The 19,525-nt window shown below is 40.8% G+C and carries 18 protein-coding genes and 5 pseudogenes; 6 read left to right on the top strand and 17 right to left on the bottom strand.

Features of this window, described 5'->3' with window-relative positions:
* The 4 genes and pseudogenes from NXM86_RS02515 to NXM86_RS02500 form a co-directional block, all read right to left on the bottom strand.
* Nucleotides 1-1,473 carry a Na+/H+ antiporter subunit D gene (locus NXM86_RS02515; RefSeq protein ID WP_062755853.1) on the bottom strand — a complete coding sequence of 491 codons (1,473 nt, stop codon included), beginning with the start codon at nucleotides 1,471-1,473 and terminating at the stop codon, nucleotides 1-3.
* A complete protein-coding gene (locus tag NXM86_RS02510) occupies nucleotides 1,466-1,807 on the bottom strand; it encodes a Na(+)/H(+) antiporter subunit C (protein ID WP_015864947.1) in 342 nt (113 codons plus the stop codon). Before NXM86_RS02510 ends, NXM86_RS02515 begins: the two co-directional genes overlap by 8 nt.
* Nucleotides 1,807-2,229 (bottom strand): Na(+)/H(+) antiporter subunit B, encoded by a 423-nt coding sequence (locus tag NXM86_RS02505; RefSeq protein WP_062755851.1) that lies wholly within the window; start codon nucleotides 2,227-2,229, stop codon nucleotides 1,807-1,809. Before NXM86_RS02505 ends, NXM86_RS02510 begins: the two co-directional genes overlap by 1 nt.
* Nucleotides 2,230-2,231: 2 nt before the next feature.
* Nucleotides 2,232-4,439 (bottom strand): annotated as a pseudogene (locus NXM86_RS02500) (proton-conducting transporter transmembrane domain-containing protein); the annotation flags it as partial.
* Nucleotides 4,440-5,184: 745 nt separating this feature from the next.
* Between NXM86_RS02500 and NXM86_RS02495 the strand changes: the two are divergent.
* Entirely contained in the window at nucleotides 5,185-5,538 is a 354-nt protein-coding gene (locus NXM86_RS02495) for a YuzC family spore coat inner layer protein (protein ID WP_375216973.1), read from the top strand.
* A 74-nt stretch (nucleotides 5,539-5,612) separates the two neighbouring features.
* Here the strand turns inward: NXM86_RS02495 and NXM86_RS02490 are convergent, their stop codons facing one another.
* Nucleotides 5,613-5,771, bottom strand: coding sequence for a hypothetical protein (locus tag NXM86_RS02490; RefSeq protein ID WP_190305556.1), 159 nt, complete (start codon nucleotides 5,769-5,771; stop codon nucleotides 5,613-5,615).
* 133 nt (nucleotides 5,772-5,904) lie between these two features.
* Here NXM86_RS02490 and NXM86_RS02485 point away from each other — a divergent pair.
* Nucleotides 5,905-6,512: pseudogene (locus NXM86_RS02485) on the top strand (biotin transporter BioY).
* Nucleotides 6,513-6,572: 60 nt separating this feature from the next.
* Here the strand turns inward: NXM86_RS02485 and NXM86_RS02480 are convergent.
* The 3 genes from NXM86_RS02480 to NXM86_RS02470 form a co-directional block, all read right to left on the bottom strand.
* On the bottom strand, nucleotides 6,573-7,571 hold the full coding sequence (locus NXM86_RS02480; RefSeq protein WP_498958590.1) for an inorganic phosphate transporter: 999 nt from the start codon (nucleotides 7,569-7,571) through the stop codon (nucleotides 6,573-6,575).
* 17 nt (nucleotides 7,572-7,588) lie between these two features.
* A complete protein-coding gene (locus NXM86_RS02475) occupies nucleotides 7,589-8,209 on the bottom strand; it encodes a DUF47 domain-containing protein (RefSeq protein WP_498958589.1) in 621 nt (206 codons plus the stop codon).
* Between the two features lie 199 nt (nucleotides 8,210-8,408).
* Complete coding sequence (locus NXM86_RS02470) at nucleotides 8,409-9,902, bottom strand: leucyl aminopeptidase (RefSeq protein ID WP_498958588.1); 1,494 nt, start codon at nucleotides 9,900-9,902, stop codon at nucleotides 8,409-8,411.
* Nucleotides 9,903-10,119: 217 nt separating this feature from the next.
* Between NXM86_RS02470 and NXM86_RS02465 the strand changes: the two genes are divergently transcribed.
* Complete coding sequence (locus NXM86_RS02465; protein WP_498958587.1) at nucleotides 10,120-10,932, top strand: cobalamin-binding protein; 813 nt, start codon at nucleotides 10,120-10,122, stop codon at nucleotides 10,930-10,932.
* Between the two features lie 20 nt (nucleotides 10,933-10,952).
* On the opposite strand, the gene spsC is transcribed toward NXM86_RS02465, so the two are convergent.
* From spsC to NXM86_RS02440, 5 genes are all read right to left on the bottom strand, one after another.
* The gene (gene spsC / locus NXM86_RS02460) at nucleotides 10,953-11,663 is read right to left on the bottom strand and encodes a stationary phase survival protein SpsC (protein ID WP_089098062.1); all 711 of its coding nucleotides are present in this window, start codon (nucleotides 11,661-11,663) and stop codon (nucleotides 10,953-10,955) included.
* 105 nt (nucleotides 11,664-11,768) lie between these two features.
* Nucleotides 11,769-12,092: a YuiB family protein gene (locus NXM86_RS02455; RefSeq protein WP_498958586.1), complete on the bottom strand. Its 324-nt coding sequence runs from the start codon at nucleotides 12,090-12,092 to the stop codon at nucleotides 11,769-11,771.
* Nucleotides 12,093-12,164: 72 nt separating this feature from the next.
* On the bottom strand, nucleotides 12,165-12,287 hold the full coding sequence (locus tag NXM86_RS02450; protein WP_015864957.1) for a YuiA family protein: 123 nt from the start codon (nucleotides 12,285-12,287) through the stop codon (nucleotides 12,165-12,167).
* A gap of 133 nt (nucleotides 12,288-12,420) precedes the next feature.
* Nucleotides 12,421-12,918, bottom strand: coding sequence for an NUDIX domain-containing protein (locus tag NXM86_RS02445; protein WP_081189129.1), 498 nt, complete (start codon nucleotides 12,916-12,918; stop codon nucleotides 12,421-12,423).
* A gap of 180 nt (nucleotides 12,919-13,098) precedes the next feature.
* Entirely contained in the window at nucleotides 13,099-14,265 is a 1,167-nt protein-coding gene (locus NXM86_RS02440) for an NAD(P)/FAD-dependent oxidoreductase (protein WP_498958987.1), read from the bottom strand.
* Nucleotides 14,266-14,611: 346 nt separating this feature from the next.
* Here NXM86_RS02440 and NXM86_RS02435 point away from each other — a divergent pair, with 346 nt between their 5' ends.
* On the top strand, nucleotides 14,612-15,604 hold the full coding sequence (locus NXM86_RS02435; RefSeq protein ID WP_081189131.1) for an NAD(P)/FAD-dependent oxidoreductase: 993 nt from the start codon (nucleotides 14,612-14,614) through the stop codon (nucleotides 15,602-15,604).
* Nucleotides 15,605-15,766: 162 nt separating this feature from the next.
* On the opposite strand, the gene NXM86_RS02430 is transcribed toward NXM86_RS02435, so the two are convergent.
* From NXM86_RS02430 to NXM86_RS02420, 3 genes and pseudogenes are all read right to left on the bottom strand, one after another.
* On the bottom strand, nucleotides 15,767-16,129 hold the full coding sequence (locus NXM86_RS02430) for a HesB/IscA family protein (protein ID WP_062755831.1): 363 nt from the start codon (nucleotides 16,127-16,129) through the stop codon (nucleotides 15,767-15,769).
* A 54-nt stretch (nucleotides 16,130-16,183) separates the two neighbouring features.
* A pseudogene (gene dapF, locus NXM86_RS02425) lies at nucleotides 16,184-17,037 on the bottom strand (diaminopimelate epimerase).
* 243 nt (nucleotides 17,038-17,280) lie between these two features.
* The gene (locus NXM86_RS02420) at nucleotides 17,281-17,520 is read right to left on the bottom strand and encodes a YuzB family protein (protein ID WP_015864962.1); all 240 of its coding nucleotides are present in this window, start codon (nucleotides 17,518-17,520) and stop codon (nucleotides 17,281-17,283) included.
* A gap of 189 nt (nucleotides 17,521-17,709) precedes the next feature.
* Between NXM86_RS02420 and NXM86_RS02415 the strand changes: the two genes are divergently transcribed.
* Nucleotides 17,710-18,780, top strand: a complete 1,071-nt coding sequence (locus tag NXM86_RS02415) for an NAD(P)/FAD-dependent oxidoreductase (protein WP_015864963.1) — start codon at nucleotides 17,710-17,712, stop codon at nucleotides 18,778-18,780.
* 40 nt (nucleotides 18,781-18,820) lie between these two features.
* Here NXM86_RS02415 and NXM86_RS02410 read toward each other — a convergent pair.
* Nucleotides 18,821-19,144, bottom strand: a pseudogene (locus NXM86_RS02410) (YuzD family protein).
* 30 nt (nucleotides 19,145-19,174) lie between these two features.
* On the opposite strand from NXM86_RS02410, the pseudogene NXM86_RS02405 reads away from it, so the two are divergent.
* A pseudogene (locus NXM86_RS02405) lies at nucleotides 19,175-19,476 on the top strand (NifU family protein); the annotation flags it as partial.
* Nucleotides 19,477-19,525: the final 49 nt, after the last annotated feature.

Genomic DNA, 19,525 nt, shown 5'->3' with positions numbered 1-19,525 from the left:
CTACTCCTTTAACACCGACTCGATATAAATCGCTGGATCCGCTAGCACCGATATGGCTTGTGACACGAACGGACGAACAAATTCAATTCCGACTCCATATAAAACCGTCAATCCTAGCAACATAGCGATAGGAATATAAAGTGTGCGAATTTCTTTTGCTTCATATCCTTTTTGTTCGCCCCAACATCCATAAACAAAAATTTTCATAATAGAATAGAGCACGAACAAACTCGACAGCAAAATAACGAGAGCAGAAAGAAGCTGGCCGTCAGCAAAACTGGAGCGAACAATAAGCGTTTTTCCTATAAAGCCGCTGAACGGCGGGATGCCTGCAAGCGCGAGAGCAGAAAGAAACACCATCCATCCTAACAGCGGATAGGTTTTCATTAATCCACTAAATTGATTCAACTGATTCGTTCCCGTAACATACGCAATCGCTCCAATAATCAAAAACATCGTTGTTTTCATCACCATATCTTGCAGTAAATAAAAGACAGTACCTTCCAAACTTTCGTTCGTCATCAGTGAAATCCCAAACGTCATGACACCGACCGCCGCAATAATGTTATAAATAACGATTTGCCGCAAATCACGATAAGCAATTGCCCCGATGACTCCGACAACAATTGTTCCAATGGACAACCATGCTAAAATAGTGTGCGTATAACCTACATCATGATGAAAAATAAGAGTAAATGTACGTAAAATTGAATATACTCCTACTTTCGTAAGAAGGCCGCCGAAAAGAGCCAAAACAGCGGATGGCGGAGCGGAATACGACCCTGGAAGCCAGAAATAAAACGGGAAAATCGCTCCTTTTAACCCGAAAACGATAAGGAACAAAATAGCAATCACCGTTAAAATAGACTGATTTTCCACCTCGGCTACACGAACAGAAAGGTGGGCCATGTTTAACGTTCCAGTTACAGCGTATAAATATCCCACAGCAATAACGAATAGAGCGGATGAAAAAACATTGACGAGCATATACTTAATCGTTTCCCGCAACTGTATTTTCGTTCCTCCCAATACAAGAAGAACATACGAAGATATAAGCATCACTTCGTAAAAGACAAACAAGTTAAAAATATCTCCGGTTGTAAACGCACCATTAATACCAACAAGCAAAAAATAGAAGAACGAATAGTAATAAAATGATTCGCGGCTGCGGCCAATGGTGGCAAAAGAATAAAGCAAGCAGGCAAACGCAATGATGCTTGTCGTCAATACAAGCATGGCAGACAGCATATCCGATACAAGCGTAATACCGAATGGAGCAGGCCAGTTTCCGATATCCAACGTTTGTATTCCTTCCGTATGAACACGGCGTACTAGCATGATGCTAGCGAATATCATTCCTAATGCTCCAAAAACGGATATCGCTTTTTGAGCAGAAATATTCTTCGCGAAAAAAATTAGGACAATAGCAGTAACTAATGGAATGATTATTGGCAATATCAGTAAATTAATCATCTTCTTCCTTTCCCCTCATTTTTTCAATATTATCCGTTCCAATCTCTTGATATGAACGATAAGCGAGAACTAGAAAAAAGGCAGTTACACCAAAGCTGATCACAATCGCTGTCAAAATGAGCGCTTGTGGTATTGGATCCACATATTGTTTCGCCTGTTCTTCTAATAGAGGCGGGGCCCCAGCCTTTAATCCCCCCATTGTTAACAACAGTAAATGTGCTCCATGACTTAGTAAACCGGTTCCGATAATAATTCGGAGCAAACTTTTACTCAATATGAGATAAGTAGCCCCGGCAAACAAACAGCCAATGACAATAATCATGACAATTTCCATTAATCGCTCTCTCCTATCGTTTCAATAATGGTCATCGTAGTTCCGATAACGACAAGATATACGCCTAAGTCGAAAAGAACAGCGGTATGCAGCGATGTTTGGCCTAACAGCGGGAGATGAAAGTGATGGTAAGCATGGGTTAAAAAGGGGACATTAAAAACAAGTCCCCCTATTCCCGTACCGACAGCAAATAAAAGCCCAACACCGATTAAAATTTTATAATCAACTGGAATCATTGATCGAACTGTCTTTATATCAAACGTCAAAAGCAACAACACGATGGCGCCGGAAGTCATTAGACCAGCAATAAATCCTCCGCCTGGATGATAATGCCCCGCAAAAAAGAGATGAATGGAAAATAAGATGATAATAAACGTCACGACACAGGTCAACGTCCGCAAAATAACGTCGTTCGTTTTCACTATTTCTCTCCTTTCGACATTCGTAGTTTGACCATCACGTAAATGCCCAAAGCTGCAATACCGAGCACACATATTTCAAACATCGTATCAAAACCCCGGAAATCAACTAAAATGACATTGACCATATTTTTTCCCGCGGCTTTTTCATACGTATTTTCCACATAATATTGGGCAATGGTGTCGAAATTTTTTTGGCTATAGGAAAGTAAAGCGATCAAGCTAACTATCACTCCGACCCCTATGGAAATGAGGGCATTTCCCAATCTAAAACGAATCCCTTTTTCATGACGGCTGAGCTGTGGCAGGTGATAAAAGCAAAGCAAAAATAGCGAGACGGAAATCGTTTCAATGACTAACTGCGTCAACGCTAAATCCGGTGCACGGAACAATACGAAGAAAAGAGTGACCGTATAGCCGACGGAACCAAGTGCAATAATGGCGGTTAGACGTGATTTAGCCATGACAGTAGTGATGGTTCCAGCGATGATAATTAGTGATAATACAAGTTCATGAGCCCCTACTGGTGCCAGATGATCAGTTGAAATATGCCATTTTCCTTTCACCAAGATGGAGAAAGCGAGCAACGCAATGAAAGCGGAGAGAATATACACAAAGTAAGTACGGATATAGCCTGTCATATAGCTTTCGGTTAACGTGTACGATCCTCTCTCCATTCCATCTACCATACGGTCATACAGATGATTAAGAGAAAGACGCTTCGGAAATTTTTGATATAGACTTTTCCATCTTGGAAATGTCTTGTACAACATTGTCCCAAGTACAATAACGCCAATCGTCATCCATAGCTCAATGGTCCATCCGTGCCAGTGGCTAATGTGTAGCGCCGATCCTTCCGTGCGAAATGGACCGGTTAAAATCGCATCAGCAGCTGGAGCGATGAGCGTATGTGACAACATGTTTGGGAAAAGTCCAAATACGATGACGAGAAGCGCGAGAACAACCGGAGCAATAAGCATTCCTAACGGCGCTTCGTGCGGTTTTTTCGGCAATTGTTCAGGCTGATAGGAGCCGAAAAACGTTCTGCCGAGTAACAAAAAGCTGTACAAGAACGTAAAAACGCTAGCAATCCATGCAATAACCGGGAATAAAATTCCCCATGTATCAAGCGAAAAAATGTCCGCCTGCAGCACCCGAACCATTGCCGTAAAAAACATTTCTTTGCTTAAAAATCCATTAAACGGTGGCATTCCCGCCATCGATAGCGCACCAATCAACGCAACTGTAAATGTGATTGGCATCACCGTCATTAAACCGCCGAGACGACGAACATCTCTCGTCCCTGTTTCATGGTCAACAATGCCTACGACCATAAACAAGCTTCCTTTAAACGTCGCATGGTTAATCAAATGGAACACTGCCGCCACCGTCGCGATTATATATATATTGTCATCAATAGTATCGTAATGAAACGAGAGCGCTCCAACACCAAGCAGCGACATGATTAAGCCGAGCTGGCTAACGGTAGAATACGCTAATATACCTTTGAGATCCGTCTGCCGTGGAGCGTGAAACGACGCCCAAAACAGTGTCAAAATTCCTATTCCGCCAACTAGCCAAATCCATAACGGCGATACGGCGAATATTGGCGTTAAGCGCGCAACTAAGTAAATCCCTGCTTTCACCATCGTTGCGGAATGCAAGTATGCACTTACTGGCGTTGGCGCTTCCATGGCATCAGGAAGCCAAATATAAAACGGAAACTGCGCAGATTTTGTAAAAGCCCCTAACAAAATTAGCAATAACGCCGGCACAAACAGCGAATGGCCTGCCAGCTCGGAAGATTGGGCAGCTAATTCGCGTATGCTATACGTTCCTCCATGACGGACAGCAGCAAAAAGCCCCCAAGCAAGGCAAGTCCGCCAAAAATCGTAATCAACATCGATTTCTGCGCCCCGTAACGGGAGCGTTCACGCTCATTCCAATAGCCAATTAATAAGAAAGAAGAAAGCGAAGTTAATTCCCAAAACAAATACAGCACCATTAAATTATCGGAAAGAACGACGCCGAGCATCGCTCCCATAAATAAAAGCAAATATACATAAAAATGATGAAGCTTTTCTTTTTCTTTTGATAAATAATAAACCGAATATAAAATAACAAGGGAGCCAATTCCTGTAATTAAGAGTGCGAATAATAAACCTAACCCGTCTACATAAGCAGTAAAATCCAATCCTAGAGAGGGAATCCAAGGTACGGTTTCTATTTGTGTGCCATATTTCTCTGTAATCGAAATATACTGAATAAAGTAGATAAATAAGATGATAGGCAAAGGCAAAATAAACAAACCGGTATGAATAGGGCGAACATACTTATACAGAAACGGAACAAAAATAGCTAATAAAAATGGAGATATAATTGCCCAATGCAACATCGACACCGCTTAATCCTCCTAACTTATATTACTTTAGCTGCCTCATCGCCATATTTTATATACAATAACCTTTTGCTAACTATTTGAAGTGAGGCCAATGCAGCAAACATGCCTATTTAATCATGCCTATTTAATTATAAGAAATAGTGAAATGTGCTTCTGACTACTATTCTACCTTGCATGTTGTCGATATACACTACCATTCATCTTTCCCCATTCCATAAATGGTCGTTCGTTATCATGAATATCTATTATTTACGTTTTTCCTTATGAATGAATTGCGTTTTATTTTATGATAACATTTGAATGTTTTTTTGTTCAATTCAGCTTGCTCTCATTGACTAAACCAATGGGGGTTGTCCAACAGCGATACACGTTTCCCCTTTTTGCCCCTTCATGAAGCAACGCGATTTTCTCTTAACCATGTTATAATTGACGAAACAACTCCCATTTCATTGCTCTAAGGTTGGCAAAAAATTAAAAACTCTTCCATTTTTCATTCCGTTCTCCCGCAATGCACATATAGTAATATAGATTATTCACTAATAAGGGGGAACACCACCATGTTTTATGCCTCATTTCCCTTATCCTATCCGATAAGGCAGTATCCGCCTGTTAATCCAACTTTGTTCACCCAATCAGCTACAACCGCACAAACGCTAATGAATGACGCGAGTGTCATACTAAAAAAGTTAGCAAGTTCCAAATCATTCGCCATCAGCGTCATGTCGGCAGCGCAAGAGGGAAAAACGAAAGAAGTCCAACGGATGATCCAGTCGCTCGGAATTAAATCGAAAGTCGATCTTTATTTTAACCCAGATGGGATTCGCTTCACATTATCTCCTCCAGCAGGCTCATTTTCATGCTGTCAACTCGTCATCGGGCTCCGTTGGAATATATTCCCACTACCATCGTGAATTTCATCTATTTATTTGGCTTGCACCATTAGCGGTGGAAGCCTCTTTTGTTCATTTTTAACCACCAGAATTTTCTAAGCATTTCCGTTTTCATCAACCGGTTGCTTCGCGCCCAATTCTCCTGCATCTCGCAAATCATATCCATCATCGTTTTTGCTGACATGAATGATATCCTCGTTGGCACCCATTTTGCTCGCCCGTTTTATCTTACGTTCTTCGTCGCTGAAATTCATGTATTTCACCTCTACTGTATAAAGTCTCCATTGAGATGATTTGTTATGTGCATACTGAAAAAATATTATAGTTGACATAAAAAACATTGTTCGGTACGATTTTGTTAACCGATAAATAAAATGGGGTTTACATATGAAAGAAACACGCCCAAAATGGCGAGCTATTGACTTAACATTAGTCGGCATGTTTGCAGCATTAATGGCAATTGGAGCAAATATTACGTCGTGGGCGCCATTTCTAGTTATCGGCGGTGTTCCGATTACATTACAAACGTTTTTTTGCGTGCTTGCTGGCGCAATTTTAGGGCGAAGATTGGGAGCAGTAGCAATGATTGTTTATATGCTCATTGGGCTATTCGGCGCTCCTGTGTTTGCACAGTTTGGCGGAGGATTTGGCAGCGTTGCCAGACCAACGTTTGGATTTATTATATCGTTCATTTTTGCTGCTTATGTAACAGGATGGATGATTGAACGGGAAAGGGAAATCCGTCCGTTGTTCGATTTATCGCTGCTACGCTCGCTGGTATGGCCATTAACTATCTGATCGGCACCAACTGGATGTATATCGCTTATAAATTTTGGGCGGAAGCGCCTAAAGGATTTTCCTATGCTTTGGCATGGAGTTGGATGATCGTCCCGCTTCCAAAAGACATTATTTTATCCGTAATCGCTGGCATCCTTTCACCGCGAATTTATATGTCTGTCCGTAAATCCGCCTCATACCATCAACGCGTGGCATAGAGTAGCGCTCCCATAAAAACTTTTCATAAAAAAACGTGCATGTGAATCCATGCACGTTTTTTAAAAAAACAATCTAAAGATTTGATAGACAAATCCAGCAATAAGTGCAGAAACAGGCAACGTAATAATCCATGTTAATACAATGCGCTGCGCCACACCCCATTTAACGCCTTTAACGCGTTGTGCCGCACCAACCCCCATGATTGCGGAAGAAATAACATGGGTCGTACTAACAGGCAAGTGAATCGTGGTGGCGCCAAAAATGATCAGAGCGGACGATAAATCTGCCGCCGCCCCGTTGATTGGGCGGATTTTCATAATTTTTCCCCCAACCGTTTTAATAATTTTCCATCCACCTACTGCGGTTCCAAGCCCCATGGCCGTCGCTGCAGAGATTCTAACCCATTCCGGAATATCTGTCGACGTATGATAGCCAGCGGCAATCAGTGCCATTGTGATAATCCCCATTGCTTTTTGGGCATCGTTTGTTCCGTGTGTATATGCTTGTAACGAGGCTGTCACGACCTGAAACATACGGAACCCTTTTGTCGTGCGTGACAAATTGGCATTTTTAAATATGAAACGGAATAGAGTCATCATCACAAAGCCGACTCCCAAAGCAAGGAAAGGAGAAATCACAAGAGACTCCATAATTTTCAAAAATCCTTCATAATGCAAAATATCAAACCCTGCTGCAGAAATCGCCGCGCCTGCAACCGAACCAATCAACGCATGCGAAGAACTGCTTGGAATTCCGTAATACCACGTAATTAAATTCCACGCAATGGCTGCTGTCAATGCCGCTAAAATGACGACGGAACCGTTCTCGAGTGCGAATGGATCAACAATATCTTTCGTGATCGTTTTTGCAACCCCAGTAAATGTCAATGCGCCAATAAAGTTCATTGTCGCCGCTAAAATAATCGCTTGTCGTGGCGATAGTGCTCTTGTTGATACTGATGTTGCGATGGCATTGGCAGTATCATGAAACCCGTTAATAAAATCAAATGCCAACGCAAAAATGACAATAAGAGCCGTAAGTAAAAATATCATATCCATAAAAACAACGTCCCCTTTTATGCGTTACGCATGATGATTGTTTCAATCGTATTCGCCACATCCTCGCAGCTATCCGCAATTTCTTCTAACATTTCATACAGTTCTTTATATTGAATGATCTTAACCGGATCCTTTTGTTCTACAAATAAATTTTTGATCGAAGCTCGTAAAATTTCATCGCATTTTGTCTCATAATCCTTAATTTTAATGGCATGTGTCCGCATATCGAGAAGCTTTTTATGAGACAACAGTTTAAGTGCATTAACAATTTCAATCGTGCTTTGATAAATATTATTAAAAAATTGCACCATATGATCATCAATTTCCGTAAATGAAAACATTTCGAAGCGGGCGGAACATTGTTCTAGCCCATCTAACACATCGTCCATCTTCATTGCTAATTGGTGAATGTCTTCGCGCTCAATTGGCGTAATAAACGTTTTATTTAATTCGACAACAAGCTCATGAATATAGGAGTCGCCCTTGCGCTCATATTCTTTCATCACACGCGCAAATTCTTTCAAATCGCTGACATTACGGATTTTATACTCGACAAAATATTGCGCCGCTTCTTTCACATTTTCGGAAATCGTAAATAATAAATCAAAAAAGACATCTTTTTTTGGTGAAAAAATCATATGAAAACCCCCATTTATTTAACGTATGGAAATTTGGCCACTGTGTTCTATTTTAGCAATAAATGTCGAATTTACAATGAACATATAAAAAATTTACACTAAATTTACATTACCTTAACATTTTATAAATATTTTTTAAGTATATCATTCCAAAAAGAAAACGAAGCCATACAAGTCGGCTTCGTTTTTCATATTATTCTTATTCGAATCGCTCCACCAACGTCGCAAGCGTGCGAACCATTACCCCAGTAGCTCCAGACGGTCCGAGATCATGCTCTTTCGAAGTAACGGATGTTCCCGCAATATCAAGATGAACCCACGGTGTATCTTCCGCAAATTCACCGAGAAACGCACCGCCCATAATCGCATGTCCTTCTCGTCCTGGTGAATTATTAAGGTCTGCAATTTTACTGCTGCGTACACGTTCCTTATCCTTTTCCGTAATTGGCAAGCGCCAAATAAACTCCCCTGTTTCCGCAGACGCTTCTAACACTTGCTCAAATAACGCTTCGTTATTGGTCATCGCACCCGTTGTATGAACGCCAAGCGCTACAATGACACCGCCCGTTAGCGTCGCGACATCAATTAAATAGCTGGCGCCATGATGTTTCGCATATGTAATGGCATCTGCTAAAATAAGACGGCCTTCTGCATCGGTATTTTTTACTTCAATCGTTTTTCCGCTCATCGATGTAATCACATCGTCCGGTTTAAACGCTTCACCGCTAATCATATTGTCAGTAGCCGGAATGACAGCAACAACATTTTGTTCTGGGCGAAGCTCCCCGATAATTTCCATCGTGCCAAGCACTGCCGCCGCACCAGCCATATCTGTTTTCATATCGACCATGCTTTCGCGCGGTTTAAGGGAGTAGCCTCCAGTATCAAACGTCACTCCTTTTCCGACAAGACCGATGACATTTTCCCACGTTTCTTTTCCTTGATATTTGAGGACGATCATTTTTGGCGGATTTTTGGAGCCTTGGTTCACAGCGAGAAACGCTCCCATTCCGAGCTTTTCGATATCTTCTTTTTCAAGAATTTCACATTCAAACTCATATTTGTTTGCCAATTCCACCGCATAATTCGCTAAATCTGCCGCAGTTAATAAGTTGCTTGGAGTGTTGACCAACGTGCGCGCAGAATTCGTTGCCTTTCCGTATACAGAACCGACAAACACGCTTGCTTCGATTTCTGCTTGGTCCGCTTCTGTGTAAATCGTAATGGATTCGATCCGTTTTTCTGGTTCATTCTTTTTTTGTTTATATCCAGGAAATTCGTATGTCGCAAGGTAATAAGCTTCCGAAAGCGCATGTGCTGCATCATTCGCGTCAATATCTTTTGTGACAAACGTATCTAAAGCGATTGCCGCTTCCGTTCGTTTTGCTTGTTTTAATGTTTTAAACAGCTTGCCAAACGCTTCTCGCAATAAATCAAATGTCAACGCTTCTTCTTTTCCTAACCCGACAAAATAAAGTCGTTTTACTCCCGCTTGATTGAGAGTATGTACTTTGGAAATTTGCTTTTTCTTGGCGGAAATATCCCCTTCTTTCAACAAAACCGATACTTGTCCGCCAAGGCGGCGATCACATTCGGCAATAATTCCGTCTAACGGCTGATTTTTTTCAAACATCCCAACCACTAGCACTTCATGCGTTGTATCAAGGGACAGCTGCTGTTTAATGGTAAACATCTCATCATCTCTCCTTACGATACGGTTTCTTTTTCCATTATATCGAAATACAATGACTATTTCGACATTCCAAACTCATCATAATTCCAGTAGATAATGTTGACAATCTTATCTTCTCCCCTTTTTTCAAAATATCACAAGGAAACAGCATACGCATGTGGAATGAAAAAAGAAGGGAGCATATTGTTCCCCAATGACAAATGGAAGGAGAAGTGCGATGAGACTTATTTCGCTTTGTCCAAGCAACACGGAATTGCTCGCTTATTTAGATATGCACGACCACCTTATTGCCGTAGACAATCATTCCGATTGGCCATCTTCCGTATGCCATCTCCCGAGAGTCGGTCCCGACTTAAATATCGATATGGAAAAGGTAGAAGCAATGAAACCGGATTTAGTGCTTGCTTCTTTAAGCGTTCCAGGTATGGAACGAAACGTACAAGAACTGCAGAAACGGAACATTCCCCACATCGTTTTTGCGCCAAATTCATTGCACGATATTGCAGATGATTTGCTCCGTCTCGGTGAAACACTTGGCCAAAAAGAAACGGCACAGGCCATCGTTCGCCGCTATCACTCGTTTATAGAGAAATATCGCCAGCTGTCCGCGAATATTAAGCATCCTGCGCGGCTGTATTGGGAGTGGTGGCCAAGGCCGATTTTTACACCTGGTAAAACAAATTGGCTAACAGAAATTAGCCAACTAGCCGGGGCAACGAATATTTTTGCCGATATCGAGCAAGCAAACGTGCAAACCAACTGGGATGAAGTGATAAAGCGAAATCCTTCTCATATTTGCCTCGTCTGGGTTGGCGTGCAGACAAAAAAAATGAATAAAGATGCTGTCAAAAATAGACTTGATGCAGAGAAAGTGGACGCTATCCTTACAGAGAGAATTTACTTGCTCGAAGAATCGTTATATTGCCGTCCTTCTCCGCGGCTTTTGCTTGGTCTAAAAAAACTTGCCGCCTTGTTGCATCCGTCTGTTTTCCCACCTGATGACGGGATTGACCCATTGTTAACAAAATAAAGGGCGGTGCTTGTCCGCCCTTAACTTTTCGATTGTAAATACTGTTGCCTGAACACTTGCATTGTTTCGTCCTCATTTAGTCGTATTAACTCTTCTTCTGAAAGCGTCCCATCACCCTTTTTCACGATATACACTTGTACCTTCTTTTTACCCCAATATTTATATACATCCTCGACCGTATCATAATATAAATCAAGGCGATTTCCTTTAATCGCTCCTCCTTTATCGGCTACGACCCCATATCCATATCCAGGGATAAAAAGAATCGTGCCGATCGGAAATATATCTAAATCCGCAGCAATGGTTGAATATAAATCGCGTTTCACACGCACCCCAGAATAGGTAATTCCATATTCTGGATGGTCGGGTGTTTTTCCTGTTGACTCTACTCCTGCCGTATATCCTGTCGCAACAACAACCGTAGATGGATATTTTGACCAATCAATCGCTTCTTCAAGACGAAGCGGCTGATTAATGGCCTTTTTCGAGGAAATTTTCGGTTCATTCCGTTTCTCGTAATGCTTCCACTGTTTATCTATCGCAACATATCGCCCTTCATTCCATATATCAAAAAAATGGTCATCTGTGTAGAAAAATGATGATGCATCATACAAACTGTTAGAAATCGTTTTCGCTTCGACACCTGAAATCGATTGTAATGTCGCTAGTAGCGCCATTACAAACAATAATGACATGGTTATTCTTCTTATTATATTTTTTAGAAGAACCATTTCCTCACTCCTCTCACATTTCTATTTATCTCCACAAAAAAATAGAAATATTCATTGTGAGAAAAGTGAGGCAAAAAAAAAGACTTTCATATCATTATGAAAGCCTTAAAACATTTGATATCCCTTCGCACGCAACGTGCGAATGACAAATCCAGCGCAAAGCGCACCGGCAAATCCGCTAGATAAAATTAAAATATCGGCTGGAGCCAGCGACAATACTTTACGCTTTAACGCTATAAAAGAAGCTTGTGGATCTGTAAAATATTGCGTCCACGGAATATCATCAATAATAAACATAAATACAATCGGGCACAAAATTGCCATAATCCAAGTCATACGCAACAACATATTTAATAAAAAGCCAATGCCGAAAAATAAAACAAAAAATAAAAGCATGGAAATTAGTACAACAGGCAAGCTCATTTGCATCCCTAATCACCTCCAGTACACCCTTTTTAAGTGTACTGAATCGGATAAAGGGAGTCAATTTTCAGAAACGGCTTACTTCTTTTGTTCGGTTCCTTTTCCTGAACATCCATAACAAGTTTCCGATCCACCTAACAAAAGCTGTACGTATCCGTTTCCTTCGCAATATGGGCATACCGTTTGTTCTGTATGTTTCATATTTGCCCCTCCATTTTCCCTAATTTTCTGATAATATACCAAAATTTTTTTCAAAAGAAAAAGAGGGATTTTCCTCATTTATCGTGATGTAAACGGATACATCAGTGGCATGCTTCTGTTTTCTTCATATTCCTTAATCTTTCGAATTTTTGAAATATAAACTATATTTTGTGTATCCAAACGGTTCCCCGGGATTGAGTCCGTCATGAGCCGGAAAATAGTGAAATGGTTCTAATTGCAATAAATATCGCAATAACCGAGATGTATGTCGATCTTCTCGCAATCTTTGCTTGCTTAAAAATTCAGCCGTGAACAATTCATCGGTTTGCACAGTAATCGTATGTGAAAGAGCACGAAGTAAAAATATCGCCATATTATCACTAATTTCACCGCGAATTACCCCTGTACGCATTCCGAGAAATCCAACAATTTCCGCATCAATTCCTGTTTCTTCTTTAATTTCACGAATTGCCGCTTCATCGATCATTTCCCCTGGTTGTACAAATCCTGCTGGAAGCGACCATTTTCCTTTCAATCCCCCATATTTTTTCTTTACAACAAGCCATTCATCCGCCTCATTGACAACTAATCCTGCCGCTGCAATCCATACATTGCCGCGTTTCTCTCCCATCTTCATCATCCTTTTTTATTTGTTGTAAATGTTCCAACCTTCCCCACAAACATGAATATGTGAAAAACATTTACATTTGTACGAATATCAGTCTTTTTTTGTTTCCAAAAAAAGAATAGTTATTTCCATATATATAATATAAATGTTAAAAAAGGGCAAACATTGAAGTTTGCCCGTCTATTAGAAGAACTTAAATTTTCCTTTTTTCATTACAAGCGAAGGACCGCCAATTAAATAAAGAGCACGATTGTCGATCATTTTTTTCATAAAGCTTGCTTTTGTTCCCCAAATTTTTTTGCCGAATACAACTCCAATCGCATCATCCTCGCCAAGCGAACAAACCGTTCCTTTAATATCTGGACGGAATGGCTGCAATTCTCCTTGCTGACGAATTAGCACAGCAAGGTTTTTCGCGCACACTTCGCCTTCTTGCATAGCAATTTGTGCCGTTGGCGGATATGGGCGATTTGTTTCTTCATTAATGATTAACGAACAGTCACCAACGACAAAAATATCTTCGTGTCCTGGAACGCGCAAGAATGGGTCCACTTTAATACGACCGCGCATCGCTTCAAAGCCAGACTCATCGATTACATGGCTTCCGCGTACACCAGCGGCCCATACGACTGTGCCTGCTTTAATCTCTTCGATGTCGTCTCCTTTCGCTACGATAATTCCTTCTGGTGTACATTCTTTAATGGCAGTGCCGATTTTAAATTCAACGCCTTTACGCTCTAATTGGTTAACCGCATATTCAACCAGTTCCGGATCAAAACCTGGAAGCGCTGTCGGCGCTGCCTCTACACAAATAATCCGAACTTTATGCGGGTCGATATCATACTCGCGGCATAATTCAGGAACACGGTTTACTAATTCCCCTAAAAACTCAATACCTGTAAATCCAGCACCGCCAACGACAATCGTTAAACGCTCATCCCGCTTTTCTTCTTCTGTATTATACGTAGCAAATTGATACTCAATATGTTCACGAATTTGCCGCGCTGCATTCACGTTTGCAATAGAAAAAGCGTACTCTTTTAGCCCTTTAATTCCAAACGTCTCCGATTCAAATCCAAGAGCAATAACTAAATAATCATAAGTAAGTTCGCCATTTTTCATTAACACTTTCTTTTCATCAGGAAGTATTTTGACAACCGTGTCTTGCACAAATTTTACCTTATTACGATCAATCACATCGCTAATTGGATAACGAACTCGGTCATGATGCAATGTACCGGCTGATGCTTCGTGAAGCCACGTTGTTTCATAATGGTAGTCGTTTTTGTTCACGAGTGTAATGCTCGCCTCATTGATCCCAACAAGCTCTTGCAAACGTACTGTTGTCATTAAACCGCCATAACCAGCACCTAAAATGACGACATTTGGTTTTTTCAATTAAATCACTTCCATCCTTTTTAATTTTTTTGTAATTTTGTTTATAGATTTTGCCGCCATGCACATTTTTATCGGGCAAAGTTTGTGAAATTATTCACGTTAATCGTCAAAAAAATGTTAAACAATTGTCACAAAAAATTAACAATGCATCCACAAAACATATTAGCCCTTTTTTTCAATCTTTTCAAGCGTTTTTTATATTTTTATTAGCTACAAAAATCCCCATAAATAACAAATGGCTTTTATGGTATGATAAGATGGTGAGGGTAATTTTATTTGTGGGGAGGAATCTTTGATAATGAAAGAAGACCAAAAAATATATGATGTTACCATTATAGGAGGCGGACCGGTCGGGCTGTTTGCCGCTTTTTACGGGGGATTAAGGCAGATGAGCGTAAAAATTATCGAAAGCTTGCCGCAATTAGGAGGACAACTGTCTGCTCTTTATCCTGAAAAATACATATATGATGTTGCTGGATTTCCTAAAGTACGCGCTCAAGAATTGATTGATCATTTAAAAGAACAAATGGAGAAATTTTCACCAACTGTTTGTCTTGATCAATCAGTGGAAATGTTAGAAAAATTGGAAGATGGAACATTTAAATTAACGACAAACAAAGAAATACATTATTCCAAAACTGTTGTTATTACCGCAGGAAACGGCGCCTTCCAGCCTCGACGCCTTGAATTAGAAAATGCAACGCAATATGAAGGAAAAAATTTATACTACTTCATTAATGATTTAAATCAATTTAAAGGGCAAAAAGTACTCGTTTGCGGCGGCGGAGATTCCGCTGTGGACTGGTCGCTTATGCTAGAACCAATCGCTGAAAAAGTGACGATTGTACATCGACGCGATAAATTCCGCGCTCATGAACATAGTGTGGAAACATTGATGAATTCCACAGTCAATGTGAAAACTCCATTTGTCCCTGTGGAGTTAATCGGTGACGAAGAGGGCATTCGCCAAGTTGTCATCGAACATGTGAAAGACGGTCTGCGCGAAACGATTGAAATCGATGCACTGATTGTGAACTATGGCTTTATTTCCTCGCTTGGGCCAATTAAAAACTGGGGACTTGAAATTGAGAAAAACTCCATAAAGGTTAACTCCAAAATGGAAACAAATATTCCTGGCGTTTACGCTGCTGGCGATATATGCACATATGAAGGAAAAATAAAACTCATTGCTTGCGGATTCGGCGAAGCGCCGATCGCAATCAGCAGCGCAAAAACGTATATCGACCCAACAGCGAGAATGCAGCCGGCACACTCCACTTCATTATTCTAATTTGCTTTTATGTTCACAAAAATGAAAGGGATGCTTTATGTATAAAAAGCATCCCTTTGTTGCGCCCAGTTTGAACAGATTACTTCCATTTTCCTTCTGTTTGCGTGCCGTGATTTGTTCTCTTAACTGTACATTTTCCTGCGCTAATGCTTGCGAGCATCATTAGCACTGTTCCGGCGTGCCTGCATTCGTTGCTGTTCTAAACGATGAACCGCAACCGCATGTGGCGATCGCATTCGGATTGTTAATCGTAAAGCCGCCTCCCATTAACGATTGTTTATAGTCAATCACTGTTCCTTGTAAAATAGGAGCGCTTTCTTTATCGACTAGAATTTTAATTCCGTGCTGTTCAAATTCGTGATCGTCTTCATGACGTTCATGTTCAAATCCCATTCCATACGATAAACCGCTGCAGCCGCCGCCTTTCACTCCAATGCGAAGGTATGCTCCTTCCTCCTCATGTTCTTTCATCATGTCTTTAATTTGAAACGCAGCTGCTTCTGTAAGTGTAATAATATCAGCCATTGCGATCCCTCCTTATGGATAGTATATCGCTTTCCATACATGTTTCTCAAATATTTAATAGTAATACACACCTGTACAAATCGTTTCCGCCGGTCCTGTCATCCGCACATTTCCCTCATCTGTCCATGTAATGATTAAATCCCCGCCTGCCAAATGGACGACCGTTTCTTTATTTCGCGCTGTTTTTCCATTTAATACGGAAGCAACAACAGCTGCACACGCCCCTGTACCGCAAGCTTGCGTCACTCCAGAGCCGCGCTCCCATACGCGAAAATGGAGTTCATGGTCGTTTACCACCTCGACGAATTCGACATTTACCCCTTCAGGAAACCGCTCGTCCTTTTCCACAATCGGACCAAGTGTCGTTACCGGCGCTGTTGTGATATCATCCACGTAAAAAATAACATGAGGGTTTCCCATCGAAACGGCTGTAATTTCATACTGTTTTCCATCGACTTCAAACGGTTCTGCAACGACTCGTTCCGCATCCAGACCAATCATCGGGATCTCGCTCCGCTTTAAACGCGGCTTTCCCATATCAATGGTAACGTTTGTAACGGCTCCATTTTCTACGGTAACCTCTGCCTTCACGAGTCCGGACAATGTTTCAATAAAAAAGGATCGGTCTTTTACCATTCCATGCTCATATGCATATTTTGCGACACAACGCAAGCCATTGCCGCAATTTTTCCCTTCAGAACCGTCGCTATTAAAAATCCGCATTTTTACCGGAGCTACTTCTGACGGGCAAATGAGAATCATGCCATCCGCTCCGATTCCGGTATTTACGTTGGATACTTTCACCGCTAAGACGATAATAATGATTCTGGAATTGTTTCTTCAAACATATTTACATATATATAACTATTGCCGAGCCCATGCATTTTTGTAAACGAAAATTTATTCATTATTTCCTCCTTGAAATAAAAAATTTTTTATACATAAGTATAAATCGAAAATAAACGGGACACAATGAGAATATCCCCCGTTTTTTCATAATATACACCTTAAAGAGGATGTCTGATGGGACATCCTCGTTTTTTATGTCACAGCGAGTACATACTATACATATAATATTCAAAGAATGATCGATGTACGGTAAAAATAGTTAATAAAAACAGCGGCTAATCGATATAGCCGCTTCCTTTCGTTCAAAACATCGGATTTTCCTCTAAATAACGATAAATATTTTCTACTAGCTGTTCAGGAGTATCTCCGGTTACGATTTCGCCATTGACTAAAGCGAAAAGAGTTTCCGCACATCGAGTACAGTAGCTTAAACAGCTGTATTCTATAATATCCAAATTAGGATCCTTTTCTAGTATTTCTAACGCTTTTTGCGATCCGCTCGCTAAATTGCTGATGCAAAACTCAATCATTGGCTGAATCATCGTTTTCTCACCTTCCTACTGTTTTTCATCGTAACGGTTTTTTTTAGAAACGTCAATTCAGACACTTCGTTTGCCATTATATCTCCTTTGTCAATGCTTTCCGAAAAATTGTTGTTATTTTGCCACAATTTCGTTATACTTTTTTATGGCATTTTGCGTTTTATAAAACGATAAAAGGGGTATTTTACGATGAGACACCTTGTGCTGCTCGGTGGAGGATACGGAAATATGCGAATTTTGCTTCGCCTCCTCCCAAACCATTTACCAGAAGATGTTCACATTACACTCGTCGACCGTATTCCATATCATTGTTTAAAAACAGAGTATTATGCACTCGCAGCAGGAACGATTAGCGATCATCATATTCGCGTTCCATTTCCAGAACATCCGCGTCTTACCTACCGTTTCGGTGAGGTCGTAAACATTGATCTCAACCATCAAAACGTACAATTGCAAGATGGAAGCAGTATACAGTATGATGATTTAGTGATTGGGTTAGGATGTGAAGATAAATACCACGGCGTCCCAGGTGCTGAAACATTTACACATAGCATTCAATCGATTGAGAAAGCGCGAGCGGCATACGAAGCATTAAATAATTTACCGCCTGGCGCTATTGTCGGAATTGTCGGTGCGGGACTAAGCGGCGTTGAATTAGCAAGTGAATTAGCCGAAAGCCGCCCTGATTTGCACGTCAAACTGTTTGACCGCGGAGAACGAATTTTGCCAATGTTTCCAAAACGGCTCAGCAACTATGTGGAAAGTTGGTTTAAACAACACGATATTGAAATCGTTCGCGGTTCTAACATTACAAAAGTAGAAGAACATACTCTTTATAATCACGATCATCCGGTTCATTGCGATGTCATTGTATGGACAGCGGGAATACAGCCAAACCGTGTCGTCAGAAACTTGCCAGTAGAGAAAGACAAACAAGGCCGTGTTATTTTAACGAAACAACATCACATTCCTGGATATGAAAATGTATACGTAGTTGGTGATTGCGCAAGTTTGCCGCACTCTCCAAGCGCGCAGCTTGCAGAAGGGCAAGCGGAGCAAATCGTTCAAGTATTACAAAAACGTTGGAAAGGAGAAGAGCCACCGAGCGAATTCCCGCCAATTAAATTAAAAGGTATTCTCGGGTCGCTCGGCAGAAAACATGGATTCGGCCTTCTCGCTGATCGTCCAATCACCGGGAGAGTCCCTAGATTGTTAAAATCAGGAGTATTATGGATGTATAAATATCACAACGGTTATTAATGAAAAAAGGGAGATCTTCGTTCCAAGATCCCCCTTTTTATCATCGATAACCATACTTCTCCATTTCTGCATAAATCGCCTTTAGCTTTGGGTTTCCTTCTCCGACAATGGCACCCTCAATCACAATAACAGGTTAAAATAAATCTTCTTCGATCACTTTTTTGGCAAACGCCTTTTTCTCCTCATCATCTTCTGGTGGGTTAAAAATATCAATATACGTAATGGAAAACGGCTGGTCTGGATATTTCCGTTTAATAGCTGCTTCTAGCCATTCATATGTTTCTTTGGAAGATGGCAATTGCACACAAGATGGACAAATCACATCGGCACCATATACGCATATTTCTACTTGCTTCAGCGTCATATATTTCCACCTTTCATATCATAAAAACAAAATTTATTATTAGATTTTTTTCTTTATCATGATTATAATAAACTTAAAGAAAGGAGTCGATAAAAATGACGGATCAAGAAATCAAAGAACAAGTGCAAGAAGTTTTGGATAAACTGCGCCCGTTTTTGCTTCGTGACGGCGGGGACTGCGAATTAATCGACGTTGAAGACGGTGTTGTCAAATTACGCTTGCTTGGTGCATGCGGAAGCTGCCCAAGCTCAACGATTACATTAAAAGCCGGAATTGAACGCGCACTCTTAGAGGAAGTACCAGGCGTTGTCGAAGTAGAACAAGTATTCTAATCACGAGGTTCATGCCAAAAATAACAGCGGTTTCCCAATGGAAACCGCT

The sequence above is a fragment of the Geobacillus sp. CX412 genome (assembly GCF_027942335.1).
GTDB classification, from domain to species: Bacteria; Bacillota; Bacilli; order Bacillales; family Anoxybacillaceae; genus Parageobacillus_B; species Parageobacillus_B toebii.
The sequence above is the reverse complement of the archived record's forward strand: the minus strand, read 5'-3'. Positions and strand labels throughout refer to the sequence as shown.

Coding starts and splice junctions, on each gene's coding strand:
- NXM86_RS02515 (WP_062755853.1), bottom strand. CDS start 1,473: ATGATTAATTTACTGATATTGCCAATAATCATTCCATTAGTTACTGCT.
- NXM86_RS02440 (WP_498958987.1), bottom strand. CDS start 14,265: ATGACAACAGTACGTTTGCAAGAGCTTGTTGGGATCAATGAGGCGAGC.
- NXM86_RS02470 (WP_498958588.1), bottom strand. CDS start 9,902: ATGTTTACCATTAAACAGCAGCTGTCCCTTGATACAACGCATGAAGTG.
- NXM86_RS02465 (WP_498958587.1), top strand. CDS start 10,120: ATGAGACTTATTTCGCTTTGTCCAAGCAACACGGAATTGCTCGCTTAT.
- NXM86_RS02475 (WP_498958589.1), bottom strand. CDS start 8,209: ATGATTTTTTCACCAAAAAAAGATGTCTTTTTTGATTTATTATTTACG.
- NXM86_RS02445 (WP_081189129.1), bottom strand. CDS start 12,918: ATGGGAGAGAAACGCGGCAATGTATGGATTGCAGCGGCAGGATTAGTT.
- spsC (WP_089098062.1), bottom strand. CDS start 11,663: ATGGTTCTTCTAAAAAATATAATAAGAAGAATAACCATGTCATTATTG.
- NXM86_RS02420 (WP_015864962.1), bottom strand. CDS start 17,520: ATGATTCAGCCAATGATTGAGTTTTGCATCAGCAATTTAGCGAGCGGA.
- NXM86_RS02415 (WP_015864963.1), top strand. CDS start 17,710: ATGAGACACCTTGTGCTGCTCGGTGGAGGATACGGAAATATGCGAATT.
- NXM86_RS02490 (WP_190305556.1), bottom strand. CDS start 5,771: ATGAATTTCAGCGACGAAGAACGTAAGATAAAACGGGCGAGCAAAATG.
- NXM86_RS02510 (WP_015864947.1), bottom strand. CDS start 1,807: ATGGAAATTGTCATGATTATTGTCATTGGCTGTTTGTTTGCCGGGGCT.
- NXM86_RS02450 (WP_015864957.1), bottom strand. CDS start 12,287: ATGAAACATACAGAACAAACGGTATGCCCATATTGCGAAGGAAACGGA.
- NXM86_RS02495 (WP_375216973.1), top strand. CDS start 5,185: ATGTTTTATGCCTCATTTCCCTTATCCTATCCGATAAGGCAGTATCCG.
- NXM86_RS02430 (WP_062755831.1), bottom strand. CDS start 16,129: ATGGCTGATATTATTACACTTACAGAAGCAGCTGCGTTTCAAATTAAA.
- NXM86_RS02435 (WP_081189131.1), top strand. CDS start 14,612: ATGAAAGAAGACCAAAAAATATATGATGTTACCATTATAGGAGGCGGA.
- NXM86_RS02480 (WP_498958590.1), bottom strand. CDS start 7,571: ATGGATATGATATTTTTACTTACGGCTCTTATTGTCATTTTTGCGTTG.
- NXM86_RS02455 (WP_498958586.1), bottom strand. CDS start 12,092: ATGCAAATGAGCTTGCCTGTTGTACTAATTTCCATGCTTTTATTTTTT.